Origin of the sequence: Kocuria coralli (assembly GCF_008831305.1) — a bacterium.
Lineage (GTDB): Bacteria > Actinomycetota > Actinomycetes > Actinomycetales > Micrococcaceae > Kocuria > Kocuria coralli.
The window spans coordinates 1-22,566 of the sequence record NZ_ML708621.1 but is presented as its reverse complement, the minus strand read 5'-3'; the positions used below and the strand labels follow the sequence as shown (position 1 = coordinate 22,566).

The following is a 22,566-nucleotide window of genomic DNA, read 5'->3' as shown; positions in this document are numbered from 1 at the left end:
CGTGGGCGTCCCGCGCGGCGAGCGATGGGGGCCGGCCCCCGCCGCTCATTCCCACTCGATGGTTCCGGGAGGCTTGGACGTGACGTCGAGAACCACCCGGTTGATCTCCTCGACCTCGTTGGTGATGCGGTTGGAGATACGGGCCAGCAGCTCGCTGGGCAGCCGCGACCAGTCCGCGGTCATGGCGTCCTCGCTGGACACCGGCCGCAGCACGATCGGGTGACCGTAGGTGCGGCCGTCGCCCTGCACGCCCACCGAGTGGACGTCCGCCAGCAGCACGACGGGCATCTGCCAGACCTCGTCGTCCAGGCCGGCAGCGGTCAGCTCCGCCCGTGCGATGGCGTCGGCCCGGCGCAGGATGTCCAGCCGGTGCTCGGTGACCTCGCCGATGATCCGGATGCCCAGGCCCGGACCGGGGAAGGGCTGGCGCCCGACGATGGTCTCGGGCAGGCCCAGCTGGCGGCCGACCTCTCGGACCTCGTCCTTGAACAGCTCGCGCAGGGGCTCGACCAGCTCGAACTCGAGGTCCTCCGGCAGCCCGCCGACATTGTGATGGGACTTGATGGTGGAGGCGCCTTCGCCGCCGCCGGACTCCACGATGTCCGGATAGAGAGTGCCCTGGACCAGGTAGCCCACGCGGGCGCCTTCGGACGAGGCTTCCAGCAGCACCTGGGCCTCGGCCGCCTCGAAGGCCCGGATGAACTCGCGGCCGATGATCTTGCGCTTGGTCTCCGGATCGGTCACCCCCGACAGGGCCCCGAGGAACCGGTCGGCCTCGCGGGCGATGTGCAGGTTCACCCCGGTGGCCGCGACGAAGTCCTGCTCGACCTGCTCGACCTCGTCCTGGCGCATGAGCCCGTGGTCCACGAGCACGCAGGTCAGGCGATCGCCGATGGCCTGCTGCACCAGGGCCGCGGCGACGGCAGAGTCCACCCCGCCGGACAGGCCGCAGATGGCGCGGCCCTCCCCCACCTGCTCTCGGATCCGGGCGACCTCGCGGTCGATGATGTTCTCGGTCGACCAGGTGGGCTTGAGCCCCGCGATCCCGAACAGGAAGTTGCGCAGGACCTGCTGGCCGAACTCCGTGTGCCGGACCTCCGGGTGCCACTGCACGCCCGCGAGCTTGCGGGTGGCGTCCACGAAAGCCGCGACGGGCGCGCCCGCCGACGAGGCGAGCACCTCGAAGCCGTCCGGGGCCGCGGTCACCGAATCGCCGTGGCTCATCCACACGGTCTGGCTGGCCGGGGTCTGGTCCAGGATGGACGCGGGCTCCGCGCCACCGGTCACGTCCACGGCGACGTCGGTGGAGCCGTACTCGCGCATCCCGGTCTTGGCCACGGTCCCGCCCAGGGCCTGGGCCATGACCTGGAAGCCGTAGCAGATGCCGAAGACGGGCACCCCGGCCTCGAACAGGGCCGCGTCGCGCTGCGGAGCGCCCTCCGCCCAGACCGACGAGGGTCCCCCGGAGAGGATCAGGGCCGAGGGGCCCTTGGCCAGGATCTCCTGGGTGGACATGGTGTGCGGGACGATCTCCGAGTAGACATCGGCCTCACGCACCCTGCGGGCGATCAGCTGGGCGTACTGGGCGCCGTAGTCGACGACGAGCACGGGCCCCTGCGCGGGGGTCGCCTCGGGGTTCTCTGGGGAAAGATGGTCCGGATGATTTGGCTGGGATGTCACGGCGGACATTCTAGGCCACCTGGGCCGCCGACTCGTATCGCGCGGCCGGCCGGGTCAGTAGCGCTTGGCGGCCTTGGGGTTGGCCGCGAGCTCCGCGGTGGTGGTCCGGTGGATCTTGCGCTCGACCACGAAGGACAGGAAGGGGACCACCCCGCCCAGTGCCATGACGATCAGCTGCGGGAACGGCCAGCGCATGAACAGCCAGATCCGGAAGCACGAGAACAGGTAGACCACGTAGAACCACCCGTGGATGATCAGGATCCAGGTGGAGACGTTGACGCCGCCGTCGATGGTCATGAGCTCGTTGTCGCGCATGCCCAGGATGTTCGCCTCGCCCGTGGCCGCCCAGGTGCCGCCCGCGATGAGGTCGTAGCCGAAGCCGTAGCGCGTGATCATCTCCGCCACGAGCAGCAGCAGGAAGGACCCCGAGACCCAGGCGCAGACCATGTAGAACCACAGCGCGCCGCGGATCTGGGACTCCGTGCCGCCGAAGCGGCGCCGGGTGCGGATGGCGGCCGCATCCGGGCCGCCGGGCTGCGCCGCCTTCGAGGGGTCGGCGCCGGCCGGCACGGGCACCCGCACGCCGTCGGTGCGCTCCTTCGGCCGGGGGGTCTCCTCCGGTGCCGGATGTCCGTTGCTGTCGGCGGGTTGAGTCATCGCGTCTGATCGCTTTCTGTGCGCGTGGCCGGATCAGGGGCGGCCTGCGTGGCCGGGTCCACCTGGTCGTCGAAGAAGTAGTAGGTCCGGGCGGCGGGATCGTAGTAGTAGTAGCGCCCCGTCTCCTCGTCCCAGAAGTAGGGGGTCTCCTCTCCCCCCAGCACGAACCAGGACTCGGGGTCGGTGCGGCGCCGGTAGTCGTCGAGGACCGACCGCAGCCAGATCCAGATGGCGAAGCCCGCGAAGACGATCCACTCGACCGCGTAGAACAGGTTGAGCCAGTTCACCGAGGTGTCCGTGGGCTGCTGGTCGACCTGCACGACATCCAGGTCCTCGCTCAGCAGCGTCCCGTCCTCCGGCAGGGTGCCGTCGTCGCTGATCTGGGAGGGCTCGCCCGCCATGGTCTCGGCATCGGCGGTGACGAACCCGGAGTACAAGGGAGCCTCCCACACATTGGTCAGCTGCGCCGGGGACAGGGTCCGGTAGACCCCGGGGTCCTGGTCCTCGGTGGCCAGCGGCCCCTCGGGCGGCAGGTAGCGGCCGAGGACGACGACATCGCCCTCCGGCACCTCCGCGTCCCATCCCTCGCGGGGATCCGCGGCCCAGCCGCGGACCACGGGCAGGACGAGGTCCCCTCCCGCGTCCGTCCACTCCCCGGCCGTGTCCGTGACGGTGAGGGCGGTGACCACCCACCAGCCGCTCTCGCCGTCCTGGAGCCGCCCCTCCACGAGCACCGTGGAATCCGGGACGTAGGTGCCCGTGGCCTCGACCGCCTGGTCGGCGAAGGAGGCCAGCGCCGGCTCACCGGCGGGGATCGCGTCCTGGACGGATTCGACGACCTCCTTGGCGGGGTCGTAGGTGACCCGGCCCTCGTCGCTGGAGTTCAGCTGCCAGCGGCTGAGGAGCACGAAGACTGTCGCGATGCCCAGACATACCGCCAGCACGGCGAGCGATTGGGGTCTGAGAGCGGTCCGAAGCACCGTGCCAGTCTAGTGATCACCGGGCCACCGGATCGAATCAGCATCGAAGCAGGAACGGATCGGCCTCGCATCGGCGCTGGATCGGCCCTGGCTCAGCCGCGGACCACGACCTCGGAACGCTGGAAGGACTTCAGGTCCGTGTAGCCGGTGGTCGCCATGGCCCGGCGCAGTGCGCCGATCAGGTTGGAGGAGCCGTCCACATGGTTCGACGGGCCGTGCAGCAGCCGCTGCAGGGGAGCCACGACGTCCACCGAGGTGCGCACGCCGCGGGGCACGTCGTCGTGATGGGCCTCGGCGCCCCAGTGGTAGCCCTGCCCCGGCGCTTCTTCGGCACGGGCCAGCGCGGTGCCGAGCATGACGGCGTCCGCCCCCATCGCCAGGGCCTTCACGATCGACCCCGAGGTGCCGAGGCCGCCGTCGGCGATCACGTGCACGTAGCGCCCGCCGGACTCGTCGAGGTAGTCGCGGCGGGCCGCGGCCACGTCGGAAATGGCCGAGGCCCCCGCGGCGTGGATGCCCAGGACCTGTTCCGTGCGCATGGCGGCACCTCCGCCCAGGCCCACGAGCACCCCGGCGGCGCCCGTGCGCATCAAGTGCAGCGCCGGGGTATAGCCGGCGGCGCCACCGACGATCACGGGAACGTCGAGGTCGTAGATGAACTTCTTCAGGTCCAGGGGCTCCTGGGCCTGGGAGACGTGCTCCGCCGAGACCGTGGTCCCCCGGATCACGAACAGGTCCACTCCCGCGTCCAGCACGGTGCGGTAGTACTCCTGGGTCCGCTGCGGGGTCAGGGCGCCGGCCACGATCACACCCGCCTCGCGGATCTCCCGCAGCCGCTGCGTGATCAGCTCCGCCTGGATGGGCTCGCGGTAGATCTCCTGCATGCGGCGGGTGGCGCCGGGCAGGTCCTCGGTCGCCAGGTCCGCGATCTCGTCCAGCAGCGGCTGAGGATCCTCGTACCGGGTCCACAGGCCTTCCAGGTTCAGCACGCCGAGCACGCCCAGCTTGCCCATGGCGATCGCCGTCGCCGGGGAGGTCACCGAGTCCATGGGCGCCCCGATGAAGGGGGTGTCGAAGGAGTAGGCGTCGATCTTCCAGGTGGTCGACACCTCCCGGGGGTCGCGCGTCCGGCGCGAGGGCACCAGCGCGATCTCGTCGAGCGAGAAGGTGCGGCGGGCACGCTTGGAACGGCCGATCTCAATGTCGAGGTTCATATTCACGATTCAGGTCCTGATCAGCGCTTGTAGTTCGGTGCTTCGACGGTCATGGAGATGTCGTGCGGGTGCGATTCCTTCAGGCCGGCCGGGGTGATCCGGACGAACTGCCCCTTGTACTTGAGTTCGCCGATGTCGGAGGCGCCCGTGTAGAACATCGTCTGGCGCAGCCCGCCGTCGAGCTGATGCAGGACCGAGGCCAGCGGGCCCCGGTAGGGCACCTGGCCTTCGATGCCCTCGGGGATCAGCTTCTCGTCGGAGGAGACGTCGGCCTGGAAGTAGCGGTCCTTGGAGAAGGATGTGTTGCCGGCACGCGTCTGCATGGCGCCCAGCGAGCCCATCCCCCGGTAGGCCTTGAACTGCTTGCCCTGGACGAAGATCAGGTCGCCCGGGGACTCGTCCGTTCCGGCCAGGAGCGAGCCCACCATCACGGAGTCGGCGCCGGCGACCAGGGCCTTGCCGATATCACCGGAGTGCTGCAGGCCGCCGTCGGCGATCAGCGGGATGCCCGCGGGGATCGCGGCCTTGGCCGATTCGTTGATCGCGGTCACCTGGGGAACGCCCACGCCGGCGATGATCCGGGTGGTGCAGATCGATCCCGGCCCCACGCCCACCTTGATGGCGTCCGCACCCGCGTCGATCAGCGCCTGCGCCCCGGCTCGCGTGGCCGCCTGGCCGCCGATGACGTCCACGTGGTCGACGGCCGACTCCTTCTTGAGCCTGGCGATCATGTCCAGCACGCCCTGGGAGTGGCCGTTGGCGGTATCGATGAACAGCGCGTCCACGCCGGCCTCCACCAGCACCATGGCGCGCTCCCAGCCGTCGCCGTGGAAGCCCACGGCCGCGCCGACGCGCAGGCGGCCCTCCTCGTCCTTGGAGGCGTGGGGGTACTGCTCGGCCTTGGTGAAGTCCTTGATCGTGATCAGGCCGGCGAGGCGCCCCTCGTCGTCGACCAGGGGCAGCTTCTCGAGCTTGTTGGAGGCCAGCAGCTTGAAGGCCTCTTCCTTGTCGATGCCCACGTGCCCGGTGATCAGCGGCATGGGGGTCATGATCTCGCGCACCGTGCGGCCCTGGTAGTCGGCCTCCGGGAGGTAGCGGATGTCACGGTTGGTGATGATGCCGACCAGGCGGTCGCCCTCCTCCACCACGGGCAGGCCGGAGACCTTGTAGTAGCCGCACAGCCGATCCAGCTCGGCGATCGTGGCGTCGGGGCCCACGGTGACGGGAGCCGTGATCATCCCGGATTCGCTGCGCTTGACCCGGTCCACGTTGTCGGCCTGGTCCTGGATGGACAGATTGCGGTGCAGCACGCCCATGCCGCCCAGCCGGGCCATCTGGATGGCCATCTTCGACTCGGTCACCGTGTCCATGGCCGCCGAGAGCAGCGGCACCTCCAGGTCGATGCGCCTGGACAGCCTGGTCCTGGTCGAGGCCTCGGAGGGGATCACGTTCGTGTTCCCGGGCAGCAGCAGAACGTCGTCGTAAGTCAGGCCGGTCAGCCCGAAGGGATCCTCGGACAACGCGGTGGGCACGGGGGTATCGGTCACTACGGCACCTCTCGGGATAGTTCGGTCGGGCTCATTCTATGGCCGTGATCAACCTGCGCAGCACCGGAGCGCGTCACCGTCACGGGCCCGGCGGAGCGGCCGGTTCAGAAGTGGGTGGGATCGCTCGTGGGGTTGCGGCTGCCGGCGGCGTCGGCGGGCAGGGACCATTCGGGCTGGGCGGGGACCTCCACGCCGTCGGAGGCCAGCGCGGCCGTGAACCGCTGAGCGAAGACGGGGGCCAGCGAGCGGGCGTACGGCACCGTCAGGTGGCCGCCGTCGCGCTGGACGTAGATATTGCCGACGGCGGGACGGCACTGCTCGTCCGGGCAGATCTGGTCGAGCAGGTCCACCTGCGCGAAGAGGGGGTCGGCGGCCGCCACCTCCCCCATGGGGTCCGGGGTCCCCAGCATGGGGTGCGTGACGGTGCACGAGGGGGCCTCCGGGTCGCCCTCGCCCAGGGCGCACTCCATCAGGGACTCCTCGAAGCGCGGAATGTCGCGGATGCCGACGATCCGGCGGCCTTCGCCGGTATAGCGCTGCATTCTGTCCACGAACCCCGCACGGTCGTATTCGTCCCAGGGGTTGGTGAAGGTGGACTGGGTGACGAGCAGATCGGGGTCGATGGCCTCGATGATGGGGTCGACCCCGTCCAGCCACGGGAGGCAGTCGTCGAAGGCCTGGTCCTCGGGGCTCGTGATGAAGCAGCCGGGACCGATGTAGGTCACGATGCGCCAGCGGTTGGCGTCCGCCAGCGGGCGCAGCGCGTCGAGCCAGTGCTCGGTGTGCGAGTTGCCGATCAGCAGGATCGTCTTCTCGGGGTCCTCGAGCGACGGCGAGGCGTTGGTGCACTGCGCCCTGGCCTGCTCGGGGATCCCCCACTCCTCCGGGCAGGCGGGGCCGCGGTTGGGCGCCTGCCAGTCCAGCTGCCCGGTGACCGGGATGGTCAGGGCGCGGGGGTTGCCGGTGAACTCGAAGCCCGGCTGGAGGACGTAGGCGCCGGGGTTGTCGACGGTCGGGCCAACGGCCGCGTTCTCGACCTGCCGGGTCAGGCTCTGCTGCCAGGACACGGCCGGGGCGATCCCCGCCACCAGGCACACCAGCACGGCACCGGCCAGGCGCGGGTTGGTCCGCTCGGGCCAGTTCCAGGTCTTCAGAGGCTTCTCGATCAGGGCGGTGGCGAGGATCGCCGCTGCGAGGGAGATCAGGATGAGCACGACGCCGGAGAGAGGACCGGCCTGGGAACGACCCGTGACCACCAGGTAGGTGATCAGAAGCGGCCAGTGCACGAGGTACAGGGCGTAGGAGGAGTCGCCGAGCCTGACCAGGGCCCTCGATGCGAGGATCCGGTCCAGGCCGAAGGGCGAGCCCGTCTGGCCGGCGACCATGATCGCCGCCGCGGAGAGCAGTGGCCACAGCGCGATCCAGCCCGGGAACGCCCCCTGGACGTCGACCACCAGCCCCACCAGGATCATCGAGACCATTCCGGCCCACCCCAGGGCGATACGCAGCCACCGGGGCGGGGACAGGTACGGGATGGCCAGGGCCAGGAGGGAGCCCAGGGCGAACTCCCACAGCCGCGTGCGGGTGTCGAAGTAGGCGAACTCCTGCTGGGTGGCGGTCGTGTGGATCGAGAAGACGAGGGAGACCGCGAAGACCAGGCCGAAGACGACGGCCAGCACCGGCACCGGGCGCAGCCTGGAGCGCCGGGTCACCAGCCAGGCGAGACCGAAGACGAGCGGCCACAGCAGGAACACCTGCCCCTGCACGGACAGTGACCAGAAGTGCTGCAGGGGACTGGCCGTGGAGCGATCGAGGGCGTAGTAGTCCACCTGGGCGAAGGCCAGCACCCAGTTCTGGATGTAGGTCACCGTGGCCACGGCCTGCTCGATCACCTTCTCGTAGCGGGAGGCCGGGAAGAACACGGCGACCAGGACCAAGGTGCCCAGCACGGTCAGGACCGCCAGGGGGAGCAGGCGCTTGAAGGTGTGCAGCCAGTACCGGCCCAGCCGGATCGGGCGACCGCCCTCGAGCTTGCGCACGAAGGAGAGGGTCATGAAGAACGCCGAGATCAGCAGGAAGATGTCCACGCCGCCGGAAACCCGGCCGAGGAAGATGTGGTAGAGCACCACCATGAACACGGCCACGGCGCGCAGGCCCTGGATCTCGGGCCGGAAACCGGAATACCGCGCCACCCGGTCGACGACCTCACCGGCGGGGTCGGGCCGGCGCCCCCACGGAAGCTCTCCTGATGCCATGCGTTTCCTCGATCGCTGTGCCCGGGCTCGGAGCGGTCCGCCCACGGACCGTACGAGGATCGAACCTATCAGCGCGAAGCGCCCCGTCTCCCGGGGCCGGGAGACGGGGCGCTTCTGGGAGGCCTGACGGCGGCCTCATGACCTCACGGTCGGCGGCTCAGTGCTTGTGGCCCTGCTCGCCGTCGTCCAGGGGCTTGTCGGTGACCAGGGTCTCGGTGGTCAGCACCAGGGCCGCGATGGAGGCGGCGTTCTGCAGGGCGGAACGCGTGACCTTCACGGGGTCGATGATGCCTGCCGCGAGCAGGTCGGTGTACCGGTCCTCCTTGGCGTCGTAACCGTGGCCAGGCTCCTGCACCGCCACGCGGGACACGACGACGTAGCCGTCCTGGCCGGCGTTGGCGGCGATCCACCGCAGCGGCTCGCGCAGGGCGCGCCGGACGATGTCGACCGCCACCAGGGCGTCACCGGTCAGGCCGAGGTCGTTCTCGTCGAGCACCTTGGCAGCGTGCACCAGGGCGGAGCCGCCGCCGGCCACGATGCCCTGCTCCAGGGCGGCACGGGTCGAGGACACGGCGTCCTCGATCCGGTGCTTGCGCTCCTTCGCCTCGACCTCGGTGGCGGCGCCGACCTTGATCACGGAGACACCGCCGGACAGGCGCGCCAGGCGCTCCTGCAGCTTCTCGCGGTCCCACTCGGAGTCGGTCTGCTCCGCCTGCGAGCGGATCAGCGCGACGCGGTCCTGGATGGACTCCGCCGTGCCGCCGCCGTCGACGATCGTGGTCTCGTTCTTGGTGACCGTGACGGTGCGGGCCGTGCCCAGCTGGTCCAGGGAGACCTGGTCCAGTGAGATGCCAAGCTCCGAGGTCACCACGGTGCCGCCGGTCAGCGCGGCGAGATCCTCGAGGATCGCCTTGCGACGGTCCCCGAATCCGGGGGCCTTCAGCGCGACGACGTCCAGGTTTCCGCGCAGCTTGTTGACCACCAGGGTGGACAGCGCTTCGCCCTCGACGTCCTCGGCGATGATCGTCAGCGGCTTCTTGGCCTGCAGGACCTTCTCCAGAAGCGGCATGATCTCGGCGGCCGAGGAGATCTTGCCCTGATAGAGCAGGATGTGGCCGTCGGTCATCACGGCTTCCTGGCGCTCGGCGTCCTTGACGAACGACGGCGACAGGTAGCCCTTGTCGAACTGCATGCCCTCGGTCACGTCGAGCTCGATCTCGGTGCCCGAGCCGTCCTCGATCGTGATCACGCCGTCCTTGCCCACCACGGAGAAGGCACGGGCGATCAGCTCGCCGATCTCATCCGACTGGGAGGAGATCGCGGCGACCTTGGCCGCCTGCTCCCCCTCGACCGGACGCGCATCGTCGAGAAGGCGCTGCGAGACGGCCTCGACGGCGGCCTCGATGCCCTTCTTGATCTGCGAGGGAGCGGCACCGGCCGCGACATTGCGCAGGCCTTCGTTGACCAGGGCCTGGGCCAGCACGGTGGCGGTCGTGGTGCCGTCGCCCGCGACGTCGTTGGTCTTGGTCGCCACTTCCTTGGCCAGCTGAGCGCCGAGGTTCTCGTAGGCGTCCTCGAGCTCGACCTCTCGGGCGATGGTCACGCCGTCGTTGGTGATGACGGGAGCGCCCCACTGCTTGTCCAGCACCACGTTGCGGCCGCGGGGGCCCAGCGTGATCTTGACGGTGTCGGCCAGCTTGTCGACGCCCGCCTTCAGGTGGTTGCGGGCGTCCTCATTGAAGATGAGCTGTTTGGCCATTCAGATCACTTCTCGACGACGGCGAGGACGTCGCGGGCCGGGAGCACCAGGTACTCCTGGCCGCCGTACTTGACCTCGGTTCCGCCGTACTTGGAGAAGATCACGATGTCGCCTTCCTTGACATCGACGGGGAGGCGGTTGCCCGCCTCGTCCCAGCGGCCCGGGCCGACGGCCAGGACCTTGCCCTCCTGGGGCTTCTCCTTGGCGGTGTCCGGGATGACCAGACCGGATGCGGTGGTCTGCTCAGCCTCGACCACCTGGACGACGATGCGGTCCTCGAGCGGCTTGATGGAGATCGACACGATATTCTCCTTTTCATGGACTCACGAATGGGTCACGTTTGAGTTCTTGTGCTGGTCACGGTCCGCCGCCCGGGCTGCTGCTCCCCTCGTCAGCCGCCGTCGAGGCGGCTGCATCGGGGATCCCCGGCGGATACGGGCCTGTGGGTGCGCCAACCGTCGTCGCGGTGCCGATCGGCCGAATCCCTTAGCACCCTCATGGGGAGAGTGCCAACGATCACTGTATGAGGCCGTTAGCAGTCGGTCAAGGCGAGTGCCAGTCGGGGCGGGACGGGTAGCACATCGCCAAAGCCTCTGCAATTAGGTCATGATCACATGTCGTAATGCCGCTCCGAACCTGAACGACAGCTCCTAGTTAAGTTAGGCTTCCCTGCGTAACCGGCGCGCACCACACTCCACCGGCCCTCCGGCCGATCACCCGAAGGGATATACATGCTCTCCTCACGCACACGCTGGGTTGCCGTCACCGGCGCTCTCGCCCTCTCCCTGACCGCCTGCGGAGGTGGTGGCGCGGATACCTCGGAGGGGGAGACCTCGGCCGCCTCCACCGTCGAGATCGAGGACAACCACGGCACCCAGACCGTGGACGTGCCGCCCGAGTCGGTCGTGGCCACCGACAACCGCATCTTCGAGACCCTGCAGGACTGGGACGTCGAGCTGGCTGCCGCGCCTCGCGCCCTCATGCCGGACACCATCTCCTACAAGGACGACGAGAACATCGTCGACCTGGGCAACCACCGCGAACCGGATCTCGAGGCCGTCGTCGCCGCCGACCCCGATCTGATCATCAACGGCCAGCGCTTCGCCCAGTACTACGAGGACTTCCAGGGCCTGGTCCCCGATGCCTCGATCGTCGAGCTGGATCCGCGCGACGGCGAGGAGTTCGACAGCGAGCTCAAGCGCCAGACCTCCGCCCTCGGCGAGATCTTCGACAAGACCTCCGAGGCGGACGAGCTCAACGGTGACCTCGACGCCGCGATCGAGCGCGTGAAGTCCGCCTACCAGGAAGGCGACACGGTCATGGCCGTGAACGTCTCCGGCGGCGAGATCGGCTACATCGCCCCGGGCGTGGGCCGCACCCTGGGCCCCCTCTTCGAGATCCTCGGGCTGACCCCGGCGCTCGAGGTCGAGGGCTCCACCGATGACCACCAGGGCGATGACATCTCGGTCGAGGCCATCGCCGACTCCAACCCGGACTGGATCCTGGTCATGGACCGCGACGCCGCCGTCGGCGCCGAGGACGAGTACACCCCGGCACAGCAGGTGATCGAGGACTCGCAGGCCCTGCAGAACGTGACCGCGGTGCAGGAGAGCAACATCGTCTACATGCCCGAGGACACCTACACCAACGAGGGCATCCAGACCTACACGGAGTTCCTCAACTCGTTCGCTGACGCGCTCGAGGCGATGAACAACTGATACAGCACCTCGTATGACACCGTCAGCGGTGGTCAGATCGGTTGACTCCGGCCTGACCACCGCTGACGTGTGTGAAAGGCATCCCAGCATGAAACTGCAGGTCATCCCATGACCCCCGGCTCGACCGCACTGGCGGAACCGGCACCACCGGCCGGGAGGAAGCTCTTCAACTGGAAGCTCCTCCTGGGCGTCATCGGCGTCGCAGGGCTGCTGGGGCTGTCCCTGCTCACCGGCGTCTACGACGTCTTCGGTGCCGACGACGGCGACCAGATGTTCGCCATCACCCGCATCCCGCGGACCGTCGCACTGGTCCTGGCCGGAGCGGCCATGGCCATGTCGGGGCTGGTCATGCAGCTGCTGACCCAGAACAGGTTCGTGGAGCCCACCACCACGGGCACCACCGAATGGGCGGGCCTGGGGCTGCTGCTGGTGCTGATCGTCTTCCCCTCGGCGTCCATCATGGAACGGATGGCCGGGGCGATCATCGCCGCGTTCGTGGGCACGATGGTCTTCTTCCTGTTCCTGCGCCGCGTCTCCCTGCGCTCCTCGCTGATCGTCCCGATCGTGGGCATCATGCTGGGCGCGGTGGTGGGCTCGGTCTCCACCTTCATCGCCCTGCAGACGGACATGCTGCAGAGCCTGGGCGTATGGTTCGCGGGCTCCTTCACCTCGGTGCTGCGTGGCCAGTACGAGGTGCTGTGGATCGTCGCCCTGGTGGCGGTCGCCGTGTTCCTCGTGGCCGACCGGCTGACCGTCGCGGGGCTCGGGGAGGACATCGCCACCAACGTGGGGCTGAACTACAACCGGATCATCCTGCTCGGCACGGGGCTGATCGCGGTCGCCACCGGCGTGGTGACCGTCGTCGTCGGCAACCTGCCGTTCCTGGGCCTGATCGTGCCCAATATCGTCTCCATGTTCCGGGGCGACGATCTGCGCAGCAACCTGCCGTGGGTCTGCCTCCTGGGCATCGCCATCGTGACCGTGTGCGACCTGATCGCCCGGACCCTGATCATGCCCTTCGAGATCCCGGTCTCGGTGATCCTGGGGATCATCGGCGCCGTGGTGTTCATCTACCTCCTCCTCAGGCAGCGTCGCCGTGCTTGAGCCCACCGTGTCCTCCCCCGGAATCACCCCCGCGGCCGCCGCTGGGGACCCCGCCCCGCGCCGCGGCGCCGGCGCCTTCCCCACCCGGCGGGCACGGCGCAGGTACATCCTGATCCTGGGCGTGCTGGCCCTCGCGGCCGTGGCCTTCGCCTTCGGGCTGCTCGCATGGAAGAACCCCATGCCGGTCGGCTCCGCCGGTTTCTGGCGTATCGCCGAGCTGCGGGTGACCAACGTGACGGTCATGGCGATCGTGGCCTTCTGCCAGGCGATGGCGACGGTCAGCTTCCAGACCGTGACCAACAACCGCATCATCACCCCGTCGATCATGGGCTTCGAGTCCCTGTACGTGGCGGTGCAGACCTCCACCGTCTACTTCCTCGGTGCGACCGGGCTGGTGGCCTTCGCCGGAACCCAGCAGTTCCTCCTTCAGGTGGCCCTGATGGTGGGCTTCGCCCTCGTGCTCTACGGCTGGCTGCTGTCCGGGAAATACGGGAACATGCAGGTCATGCTGCTGGTGGGCATCATCATCGGCGGTGGCCTGGGGTCCGTCTCCACGTTCATGCAGCGCCTGCTGACCCCCAGCGAGTTCGATCTGCTCTCGGCCAGGCTGTTCGGGTCGGTCACCAACGCGGATGCCAGCTACCTGCCGTACGCCATCCCCATCTGCCTGGCGGCCGGCGGCGCCCTGTGGCTCAACGCCCGGCGCCTGAACCTGGTCTCCCTGGGCCGCGACTCCACGGTGAACCTGGGGCTCAACCACCGCTTCGAGACCATCAAGGTGCTGTTCTTCGTCTCGATCCTCATGGCCATCTCCACGGCCCTGGTGGGTCCCATGACCTTCCTGGGCTTCCTGGTGGCCACGCTGGCCTACCAGTTCGCGGACACCTACGATCACCGGCTCGTCTTCCCCATGGCCTTCCTGACCGGATTCGTGGTCCTGACCGGCGCGTACTTCGTGATGAACCACATCTTCTACGCCCAGGGCGTGGTCTCGATCATCATCGAGCTGGTGGGCGGGTCCGTCTTCCTCTACGTCATCCTCCGAAAGGGGCGCTTGTGATCACGCTGAGCAATGTCCGCAAGAGCTACAACAGCGAAGTCAGCATCGGCCCGGTGGATCTGCAGATCCCGGCCGGCGGCATCACCGCCCTGGTCGGGCCCAACGGCGCGGGCAAGTCCACGCTGCTGACGATGATCGGGCGTCTCCTGGGACTGGACGAGGGCACCATCGAGATCGGCGGGTACGACGTCACGACCACCAAGTCCAAGGACCTGGCCAAGATCGTCTCGATCCTGCGGCAGGAGAACCACTACGTCACCCGGCTCACGGTCCGCCAGCTCGTGGGGTTCGGGCGCTTCCCCTACTCCAAGGGGCGCCTGACCGTCGCCGACGAAGAGGTGATCAGCCGCTACATCGACTTCCTGGACCTGAGGGCCCTGGAGAACCGGTACCTCGATCAGCTCTCGGGCGGTCAGCGGCAGCGGGCCTACGTGGCCATGGTGCTGTGCCAGGAGACCGACTACGTGCTGCTCGACGAGCCCCTGAACAACCTGGACATGCGCCACTCCGTGCAGATGATGCAGCATCTGCACAAGGCGGCGCGCGAGCTGGGGCGCACCATCATCATCGTGCTGCACGACATCAACTTCGCCTGCCACTACGGCGACCGGATCTGCGCGGTCAAGGACGGCCGGATCGCGGAGTTCGGGACTCCCGAGGAGATCATGACCGACGACCTCCTCACCCGGGTCTTCGAGACCCCCGTGGAGTGCATCAACGGCCCGCGCGGACGTCTGGCCTGCTTCTACTGAGCCCGTCGTCCTCCCGTCCCCGGGTCCGGCGCGCATGCCCGGTACCGTGGTGACCGTGTCTACTTCCTCTTCCCCGGACCCCGGGGCAGCCGCCGGCGCCTCCACCGCCCTCGCCAAGCTGCTGACCCCGGAGGGCATGCGCCTGCTGGATTCCCTCGGCCCCTATCGTGAGGACCAGGCCCTCGGCACGCTCACCCGGCTGCGGGCCGAAGGCTTCGACCCGGAACTGGTCTCCGAGGCGCTGACCCAGTCCCGGCTGCGCACCGCCGGCGCGGAGAAGTTCGGGGAGTTCGCCGCCCGCATGCTCTTCACCCAGGCGGGGCTGGAGCAAGCGACCCGGCTGCCCGTCTCCGCCCTGCACGCCGCCCGCTTCCGGGGCGCCGGCATCGGTTCGGTGGCCGATCTGGGCTGCGGCATCGGCGCCGATTCGATGGCGTTCGCCGCACTGGGCCTGAGGGTCGTGGCCGTCGAACGCGACGAGACCACTGCCGCCGTCGCCACCGTCAACCTGATGCCGTTCGGCAACGCCGGGGTCGTGCTGGGCGATGTCGAGTCCCTGCACCGCAGCGCACTGCCGGGAGGCGAGCCGGAGTCCCTCTGGCTCGACCCCGCCCGCCGCCATGCGGACGGCAAGCAGCGGTCCCCGGGCAGCCGCAGGATCTTCGATCCCCAGGACTTCTCTCCCCCGCTGTCCTTCGTGGAGGACCTCGCGACCACGGGGGTTCCCATGGGCGTCAAGCTCGGACCCGGCCTCCCCCACGACGCCGTTCCCGCGCGATGCGAAGCGCAATGGATCTCCCACCGCGGTGACATCGTGGAGGTCGTGCTGTGGTTCAACGCCCTGGCCCGCCCCGGCATCCGGCGAGCGGCCCTGATCCTTGACGACGACGGCACCCGCCACGAGCTGACCTCCCCTCATGACTTCCCGGATGCGGAGGAGCCGGGAGAGGCGGAGGAGGCCGATGCGCCGTTCGAGCCCGGCCCCGGGGACTGGCTCTGGGAGCCCGACGGCGCGGTCATCCGCGCCGCTCTGGTCCAGGACCTGGGGAAGCGGCTCGGAGCGCAGCCGATCCACCCGCGGATCGCCTACCTGGTCGGCTCACCGGCCGAAAGGGGGCCCGCCCCGGATCCCGGAGCCGTCCAGACCCCCTTCGCACGCGCCTACCGGATCCGCGAGGTACTCCCCCACACCGTCAAGGTGCTCAAGGCCTGGGTGAAGGAGCACCGGGTGGGCACGCTGGAGATCAAGAAACGCGGCACGGACGTCACACCGGAGCAGCTGCGCAAGCAGCTCAAGCCCTCCGGCCCGAACCGCGCCACGCTGATCGTGACCCGGGTGGGCGGCGCGGAGCGGGAGAAGCGCGTGGTCCTGGTGGTGGATCCGGTGAAGAGCACGGGGGCCAAGGCCACCGGCTAGCTCCGGCGGCCTTGACCCGCGATCACTGCGAGCCGGCCGCGGTTCCGGCTTCCTCCACGATCCGGTCCACCACGTCCTGGTGGCTGCCGGGCTGACTCGCCGGGACCTCGGCATCCGCCGCTGCACCGGCCTGGATCATCTGCAGGGCCACCACCCGTGTGGCAGCGTCGTCGAGTCGTTGCTCCGGGATCGCCCCGGAACCCACGGCCTGGACGATGTCGGCATGGGCCGCTTCGTCGTCGCCGGGCATCAGCAGCAGGTCGGCGCCGGCCTGCAGCGCCGCGCCCGCAGGCGTGGTGACCCCGGTGTCGACGGGCAGGCCCGGGCCCACGACGCCCGCGAGCGCGCCCATGTCCAGGGCGTCGGTCACGATCACCCCGTCGAATCCCAGGTCCGTGCGAAGCGCCTCGTAGGCCTGCGGCTCCAGCGTCGCGGGCACCTCGGGATTCCACTCGGCCACGGCGATGTGCCCCATCATGACCGTGGGGATACCGGCGTCCACGGCGGACTGGAACGGGACCCAGTCGGATTCCCTGAGCTGGTCGATCGACAGCTCCTGCAGCGGGAGGCCGACGTGCGAATCCGTGGTCACGGACCCATGGCCGGGAAAGTGCTTGGCCGAGGAGACCAGGCCGGCGTCGCTGTGCCCCTCCACGGAGGCCACCACCTGCTGCGAGACCCGCTCGGGGTCCTCGCCGTAGGAACGGTCCAGGATCACGGCGTCGCCGGGCGTGGTGACATCCGCGATGGGGGCGTTGTTCATGGTGAACCCGACCCCGGCGAGCTCTGACGCGAGCCCCGCGGCGGCCTCCCGGGTCAAGCCGGGATCGTCCGCGGCGCCGATCTGCGAGGTCATGGGCCACTCCGTGAGCGGCGACCCCAGCCGGGTCACCGTACCGCCCTCCTGGTCCACCGAGACGATGCCCGGCCAGTCCTGGTCCTCGTGGACCTGGGACAGGGCCTCCTGCATGGCCTGGTTCTGCTGGGTCATGGCCGCCACGTCGACGTCCTGGGCCCCTCCGAGAGGGCTGTCCTCCTGGGTCTGCCCGGCGCCGCCCGCCGTGGGCACGTTGCGTCCCATGACGATCACCCCGCCCAGGTGGAGGCGCTGGATCTGGTCGATCTGGGCATCGACGGCAGCGGCATCGGAACCGTCGAAGGTGGCCACCATGACCTGACCGGCCTTCTCCTCGACCGTCATCCCCTCGACCGCCTCCTGCGCGGCGCTCCAGGTGGCGTCGTCGATCTCCCAGGGGCCGGAGCCCGGCCCGTGGCTCGGGGTCTCCGGGTTCGCGGTGGCACCGGAGGTCGTCGCCTCCTCGCCGCCGCCCGGCTCCTCCGCGGACGTGCAGGCGGGCAGCAGGAGCAGCAGGGCGCTGAGCAGGAGGGGAGCTGCCAGCCGGGAGGGGGAGGTTGGGTTACGGCGCATGTCCACCAGGGTAGACAGCGCGGCCCTCATCGGCAGCCCGGTCCCTAAACTAGAGTGTGTCTCTCACGGGAACCGACCCGTGATCCGCTCTCCATCGGCCCTGATCGCCAGCGAGGTCCCGTGCACATCAATTTCGCGCACTCATCCCAGTCCTCCATCGGGCTGGAGTGGGAGGTCGCCCTGGTCGACGCGCAGACCGGCGCCCTGGTTCCCCGGGGGCAGGAGGTCATGAAGGCGGTCCATGCGATCCTTCCGGACAGGGCCGAGGGACCCGACACCGGGCCCACTCTGACCGGGGAGTTCCTGGAGAACACCGTGGAGATGGTCACCGGCGTGTGCTCCACGGTCTCGGAGGCCACCGGCCAGCTCCGGGAGCTGCTGGGAGAGATCCGCGACATCGCCGAGCCCCGCGGTCTGCGGGTCTTCGCCGCCGGGACGCACCCATTCTCACGGTGGCAGGAGCAGTCCGTGGTGGCCAAGGACCGCTATTCCACCGTGGTGGATCGCGCTCAGTACTGGGGCCGGCAGATGGTGATCTACGGGATCCACGTCCACGTCGGAGTGGATTCCCAGGCCAAGGCGCTGCCCGTCCAGGACCGGCTCCTGGCGCACTATCCCCACCTGCTGGCCCTCTCCGCCAACTCGCCGTACTGGAACTCCCAGGACACCGGCTACGCCTCCCACCGGGCGCTGATCTTCCAGCAACTGCCCACCGCGGGGATTCCCTACGCCTTCAGGGACTGGGCGGAGTACGAGCAGTATCTGGACGATCTACTGGTCACGGGCGTGGTCGACGACATCAGCGAGTCGCGCCTGGACGTCCGGCCGGTGCCCCGCTTCGGGACCATCGAGATGCGGTTCTGCGACGCCCCTTCGAGCCTCCGGGACATCGGCGCGATCGCCGCCCTCACCCAGTGCCTGGTCGAGGAGACCTCACGGATTCTCGACGACGGCGGCCAGGTCGAGCAGATGCGCCCCTGGCTGGTCAAGGAGAACAAGTGGCGGGCCGCCCGTTACGGCCTGGACGCGATCATCATCAAGGACAACTCCCTCGAAGAGCCGCTGGTCACCGATCATCTGGCCGAGATCGTGGACCGCCTGGAGCCGATCGCCCGGGATCTGGGATGCTCTGAAGAGCTCTCCTGGGTCAACGACATCATCGCCGAGGGCGCCGGCTATCAGCGGCAGCGCTCGGTGGCCGGAGCGCATGGGGGCGATCTGCGCGAGGCCGCCCTGGACATCGTGGAACGGGTCCGCGAGGGCTGAGTCCCGCAGGGCGGGCTCGATCAGGTCCAGCCGGTGCGGCCCGGCCGCTCACCGGAGGGAGACCTGGGTGACCGGCAGCCCGGGGTCGGCCGCGAACTCCAGGCCCGTCGGGGCGATGCCTCCGGAGACCAGCCGCGCTCCGAGCGCGGCCACCATGGCTCCGTTGTCCGTGCACAGGGACAGAGGGGGGACCACCAGGCGGATGCCGTGCTCCGCACAGCGCTCCTCGGCCAGCTCGCGGAGCCGGGAGTTCGCCGCGACCCCGCCGCCCAGCAGCAGCGTGTTCAATCCGTTCTCGGTGGCCGCGAGCACGGCCTTGCGAGTGATCACGTCCACCACGGATTCCTGGAAGGATGCCGCGATATCGGCTACGGGGATCTCCTCGCCCTCCGCCTCGTAGGCTTCGACCACGCGGGCCACGGCCGTCTTCAGCCCGGAGAACGAGAAGTCGTAGCGGTGCTTGCCCGGCTCCTCGGCCGATCCCATGTACTTGGCGTTCGACAGCCCCCTGGGGAATCTGAAGGCGGCCGGATCCCCGCCCTGGGCGGCGGCGTCGATCGCCGGTCCGCCCGGGTAGCTCAGGCCCAGCAGGCGCGCCACCTTGTCATAGGCCTCACCCGCGGCGTCGTCGATGGTGGCCCCCAGCAGGGCGACGTCGGCGGCGAGGTCCCCGACCCGGAGGATCTCGGTGTGCCCGCCGGAGACCAGCAGCGCGCCGAGACCATCGGCCGCACGGCCGTCCGCGTCGAGCAGCCCTCCCGCCACCGCGGCGCCGTCGTGATGCAGCAGGCCCACGGAGACGTGGGCGACCAGATGGTTGATGCCGTACAGCGGCTTGCCCGTGGCCAGGGCGAGCGCCTTGGCGGCCGAGACCCCGACCATCAGCGCCCCGGCCAGGCCGGGCCCCGCCGTCACGGCGATGGCGTCGAGCTCCTCGAGCGTGACCCCCGCGGTCTCCAGCGCCTGTTCGAGGGTGGGGACGAACGCCTCCAGGTGCGCCCGGGAGGCGATCTCCGGGATCACGCCCCCGAACCGGACGTGCTCGTCCATGGAGGAGGACACCGTGTTGGCCAGCAGGTCGCGACCGCGCACGATCCCCACCCCGGTCTCGTCGCAGGAGGTCTCGATCCCGAGGACCAGCGGAGCGTTCGGTGCTTCAGCGTTCACGGGCTGCGCTTCAGTGTTCACGGGCTTCATCCATGTGGCTCGTCAGGTCGGTGGTGGTCGGTTTCCTGGGCGGAGCCAGCTCGGCACGCATGATCAGGGCGTCCACGCCCCCGGGGTAATAGCGGGGCCGCACCGCGAGGTCGGCGTACCCGAAACGGCGGTAGAGCCGCTGGGCGCGTTCGTTGTCCACGCGGACCTCCAGCAGCACCTCCCGAGCCCCCCGCTCGACGGCGACCTGGTGCAACCGGCTGAGCAGCGCGGTGCCGATCCCCTGCCCTTCATAGTCGGGGACGACGGCGATGTTCTGCACGTCGGCGGTCTCCGCCACGACCATGACCCCGGCGTAGCCGATCACGCGGTCGTCTGCCGTGGCCACCCAGTAGCTGCGGGTCCGATGGGTGATCTCCGACAGGATCATCTCCAGGGACCACGCGTCCTGGGGGAACAGCTTCTGCTCGAGGGCTTCGAGGTCTGCCGCATCCGCGGCGGAGGCGGGACGCAGCTGCCAGCCGGCCGTGCCCAGGCTCATGCGGTGGCCTTCTTCCGGGGCCCCGGCACCTTCGCATCGGACTCCCGCAGGTAAAGAGGTGCCGTGTCCTGGGAGAGCGTGCCTCCCGCGTTCACCGTGGCAGCGGCGGCCAGGCCCAGGAATCCGGCGTGCGGCTGCCACTCCGCCGGGGAGCCCGTTTGGAGCGCTCCGGGGACGACCTCCTTGACGGGCTGCCGGAGCCTGTCGGCGTACAGCCCGGCGCCCCGCCCGAAGACGGGCAGGCCGGGGACATCCTCGGCCGGCCCGACGAACGGCCCGTCGATCAACCGGGCACTCTGAACCCCGGCGGGATCCGCGGAGGATGCGTGGAGGTCGGAGGAGGCGGAGTAGACGGCCCAGTAGACCTCACGGCGGCGCGCATCGCTGGCCACCACGAACTGCGGGGGACGCGATGCGGCAGGCAGGCGGGCCACGACGTGGGCGATCGCGGCCAGGCTGCACATCCCGTAGCACGGCAGGCGCCAGGCGAACGCCAGGGTCCTGGCCGTGGCCAGGCCCGCGCGTAGCCCGGTGAACGGACCGGGCCCGGTGCCGACCAGCACCCCGCCCAGGCCGCCGGGCGCCACCTGCGCCCGGTCCAGGACCGTGTCCACGGCCGGGGCCAGGACCTCGGCGTGCGCGCGGGTGTCCGGGGTCTCCCAGCTGGCGAGCACCCGGGGCGAGCCGGCATCCGTGTCGACGACGGCGACCGAGGCAGCGGCAGAGGAATCCAAACACAGCAAGAGCACCGCAACAGTCTAAGTCGAGTCGCCCCGGGCTGCTCGGTGACCGGAGCAGCCCGGGGCGGCGGACACGGATCGGCCCCGCACCCGTGGGGTGCGGGGCCGATCTCGGCGGTGATCGCCGGAATGCTCCGGGCGATCAGGAGATCGGAGCCGGAGCCCCGTTCGCGACGTAGGACTTCAGCCGGTCCAGGTCCTCCTGGCCCTTGACCTCGGTGCCGTAGGTGCGATCAGGGTTGATCGCGGTGACGCCGATGTGGTTCTGCTGGTAGACCGCCTGCCAGTCGGCGGGGTTCTTGGTCTCGGGGCACAGCTCGGTTCCCTCGCAGATCTCAATGTCGATCTCATAGGTGCCGTCGCCACGAGCCGTGTAGTTGTGGTACGCGAAGGTCCCGGTTCCGACCTCCACGTACTGCGCTTAGCCCGCCGGGGTGCCTTCGGAGATGTTCGGGTAGTTCACGCTCACCGCGAACTCGTGCTGGTCCAGCAGCCCCTCGGAGCCGAGGCCCTCGATGAACTCCACCGCCCACTGCGAGGTGGCCGCGTAGTTCTCCTGGGGGAAACCGCTGTTGTCGTTGTATCCGGCGGTGCTGAACGCCACGACGGGCACGTGGCTCTCCAGGGCGGCGACGGCGGCACCGATCGTGCCGGAATCCGTGACCGACGAGGCGAGGTTCAGACCTGAGTTGGGCCCGGTGACCACCAGATCAGGACCTTCGGACCAGCCGACCAGGTTCTCCAGTCCGCCGCGCATCGAGAACTTCACGGTGTCGGAGGGAGTCGCGCTCGCTGATTCCGCCGTGCAGGGGCCATCCTCGAGGCACAGGCCGAAGACCGCACCACCGGCGTCGGCGCCGCCGCAGTCGTTCGTGTACTCCTCGGGGATGGCGGGGGCCTCGGCCGGGGTCATCGTCCCGGAGTTGGTCACCGCGGTGCCGCGGCCGCTCTGCACGGCCCACGGGGCGACGATCACGACGTCGGCGCCGGCCTCGCACAGTGCCTTGCGCATCTCGTAGAGCCCGAGACCGTCGGAGTTGTTCTCCCGGCTCGCCTGCATGGAGTCGTCGTTGGTCATCAGGATCTTCATGCCCTCGAGGGACTCGCCGGTCGAGGTGGACGGGCCTTCGCCTGGCCCGGGGTCCGATCCCACCGGGACCCCGGCGGTCAGGGTCACCCCCGCGAGAATCATGCCGGCGAGACCGGCGGTGATCTTGGCAGCCGCGACGTTGCGTCTGAACATAGTGCTGTACCCCTTGACAACTAGTGTCGCGTGTCGTTAGTTCCTGAAT

Annotated in this window: 20 protein-coding genes; 6 read left to right on the top strand and 14 right to left on the bottom strand. The window is 69.5% G+C overall.

Annotation, left to right across the window (positions count from 1 at the left end; genetic code table 11):
* Window positions 1–45: 45 nt before the first annotated feature.
* From guaA to groES, 8 genes are all read right to left on the bottom strand, one after another.
* Complete coding sequence (gene guaA / locus FCK90_RS10695; protein WP_246180207.1) at window positions 46–1,608, bottom strand: glutamine-hydrolyzing GMP synthase; 1,563 nt, start codon at window positions 1,606–1,608, stop codon at window positions 46–48.
* 126 nt (window positions 1,609–1,734) lie between these two features.
* On the bottom strand, window positions 1,735–2,337 hold the full coding sequence (locus tag FCK90_RS10690; RefSeq protein ID WP_158034293.1) for a DUF3817 domain-containing protein: 603 nt from the start codon (window positions 2,335–2,337) through the stop codon (window positions 1,735–1,737).
* Window positions 2,334–3,317 carry an SURF1 family cytochrome oxidase biogenesis protein gene (locus tag FCK90_RS10685; protein ID WP_158034292.1) on the bottom strand — a complete coding sequence of 328 codons (984 nt, stop codon included), beginning with the start codon at window positions 3,315–3,317 and terminating at the stop codon, window positions 2,334–2,336. Before FCK90_RS10685 ends, FCK90_RS10690 begins: the two co-directional genes overlap by 4 nt.
* 92 nt (window positions 3,318–3,409) lie before the next feature.
* A complete protein-coding gene (locus tag FCK90_RS10680) occupies window positions 3,410–4,531 on the bottom strand; it encodes a GuaB3 family IMP dehydrogenase-related protein (protein ID WP_158034291.1) in 1,122 nt (373 codons plus the stop codon).
* Between the two features lie 20 nt (window positions 4,532–4,551).
* Window positions 4,552–6,078: an IMP dehydrogenase gene (guaB, locus tag FCK90_RS10675; protein ID WP_158034290.1), complete on the bottom strand. Its 1,527-nt coding sequence runs from the start codon at window positions 6,076–6,078 to the stop codon at window positions 4,552–4,554.
* Between the two features lie 104 nt (window positions 6,079–6,182).
* A complete protein-coding gene (locus FCK90_RS10670) occupies window positions 6,183–8,333 on the bottom strand; it encodes an acyltransferase family protein (protein ID WP_158034289.1) in 2,151 nt (716 codons plus the stop codon).
* Between the two features lie 157 nt (window positions 8,334–8,490).
* Window positions 8,491–10,092, bottom strand: a complete 1,602-nt coding sequence (gene groL, locus FCK90_RS10665) for a chaperonin GroEL (RefSeq protein ID WP_158034288.1) — start codon at window positions 10,090–10,092, stop codon at window positions 8,491–8,493.
* A gap of 5 nt (window positions 10,093–10,097) precedes the next feature.
* Window positions 10,098–10,394 carry a co-chaperone GroES gene (gene groES / locus FCK90_RS10660; RefSeq protein WP_158034287.1) on the bottom strand — a complete coding sequence of 99 codons (297 nt, stop codon included), beginning with the start codon at window positions 10,392–10,394 and terminating at the stop codon, window positions 10,098–10,100.
* Window positions 10,395–10,823: 429 nt separating this feature from the next.
* On the opposite strand from groES, the gene FCK90_RS10655 reads away from it, so the two are divergent.
* The 5 genes from FCK90_RS10655 to FCK90_RS10635 all read left to right on the top strand — a co-directional run bounded on the left by FCK90_RS10655 (window position 10,824) and on the right by FCK90_RS10635 (window position 16,143).
* Window positions 10,824–11,810, top strand: coding sequence for a siderophore ABC transporter substrate-binding protein (locus FCK90_RS10655; protein ID WP_158034286.1), 987 nt, complete (start codon window positions 10,824–10,826; stop codon window positions 11,808–11,810).
* A gap of 108 nt (window positions 11,811–11,918) precedes the next feature.
* On the top strand, window positions 11,919–12,914 hold the full coding sequence (locus FCK90_RS10650) for an ABC transporter permease (RefSeq protein WP_158034285.1): 996 nt from the start codon (window positions 11,919–11,921) through the stop codon (window positions 12,912–12,914).
* 22 nt (window positions 12,915–12,936) lie between these two features.
* Entirely contained in the window at window positions 12,937–13,974 is a 1,038-nt protein-coding gene (locus tag FCK90_RS10645) for an iron chelate uptake ABC transporter family permease subunit (RefSeq protein WP_246180205.1), read from the top strand.
* A complete protein-coding gene (locus FCK90_RS10640; RefSeq protein ID WP_158034283.1) occupies window positions 13,971–14,726 on the top strand; it encodes an iron ABC transporter ATP-binding protein in 756 nt (251 codons plus the stop codon). Before FCK90_RS10645 ends, FCK90_RS10640 begins: the two co-directional genes overlap by 4 nt.
* 55 nt (window positions 14,727–14,781) lie before the next feature.
* A complete protein-coding gene (locus FCK90_RS10635; RefSeq protein ID WP_158034282.1) occupies window positions 14,782–16,143 on the top strand; it encodes a THUMP-like domain-containing protein in 1,362 nt (453 codons plus the stop codon).
* A gap of 22 nt (window positions 16,144–16,165) precedes the next feature.
* On the opposite strand, the gene FCK90_RS10630 is transcribed toward FCK90_RS10635, so the two are convergent.
* Entirely contained in the window at window positions 16,166–17,572 is a 1,407-nt protein-coding gene (locus FCK90_RS10630) for a glycoside hydrolase family 3 protein (protein WP_181954287.1), read from the bottom strand.
* A gap of 120 nt (window positions 17,573–17,692) precedes the next feature.
* Here FCK90_RS10630 and FCK90_RS10625 point away from each other — a divergent pair, with 120 nt between their 5' ends.
* Window positions 17,693–18,838 (top strand): glutamate--cysteine ligase, encoded by a 1,146-nt coding sequence (locus FCK90_RS10625; protein ID WP_158034280.1) that lies wholly within the window; start codon window positions 17,693–17,695, stop codon window positions 18,836–18,838.
* Window positions 18,839–18,886: 48 nt separating this feature from the next.
* Here FCK90_RS10625 and tsaD read toward each other — a convergent pair whose 3' ends face one another.
* The 5 genes from tsaD to FCK90_RS10600 all read right to left on the bottom strand — a co-directional run bounded on the left by tsaD (window position 18,887) and on the right by FCK90_RS10600 (window position 22,517).
* Window positions 18,887–20,026, bottom strand: coding sequence for a tRNA (adenosine(37)-N6)-threonylcarbamoyltransferase complex transferase subunit TsaD (tsaD, locus tag FCK90_RS10620; protein ID WP_246180174.1), 1,140 nt, complete (start codon window positions 20,024–20,026; stop codon window positions 18,887–18,889).
* Entirely contained in the window at window positions 20,016–20,534 is a 519-nt protein-coding gene (gene rimI / locus FCK90_RS10615) for a ribosomal protein S18-alanine N-acetyltransferase (RefSeq protein WP_158034278.1), read from the bottom strand. Before rimI ends, tsaD begins: the two co-directional genes overlap by 11 nt.
* Entirely contained in the window at window positions 20,531–21,283 is a 753-nt protein-coding gene (tsaB, locus tag FCK90_RS10610) for a tRNA (adenosine(37)-N6)-threonylcarbamoyltransferase complex dimerization subunit type 1 TsaB (RefSeq protein WP_158034277.1), read from the bottom strand. Before tsaB ends, rimI begins: the two co-directional genes overlap by 4 nt.
* 133 nt (window positions 21,284–21,416) lie before the next feature.
* Complete coding sequence (locus FCK90_RS10605) at window positions 21,417–21,686, bottom strand: hypothetical protein (protein ID WP_158034276.1); 270 nt, start codon at window positions 21,684–21,686, stop codon at window positions 21,417–21,419.
* A gap of 9 nt (window positions 21,687–21,695) precedes the next feature.
* Complete coding sequence (locus tag FCK90_RS10600) at window positions 21,696–22,517, bottom strand: 5'/3'-nucleotidase SurE (RefSeq protein WP_158034275.1); 822 nt, start codon at window positions 22,515–22,517, stop codon at window positions 21,696–21,698.
* Window positions 22,518–22,566: the final 49 nt, after the last annotated feature.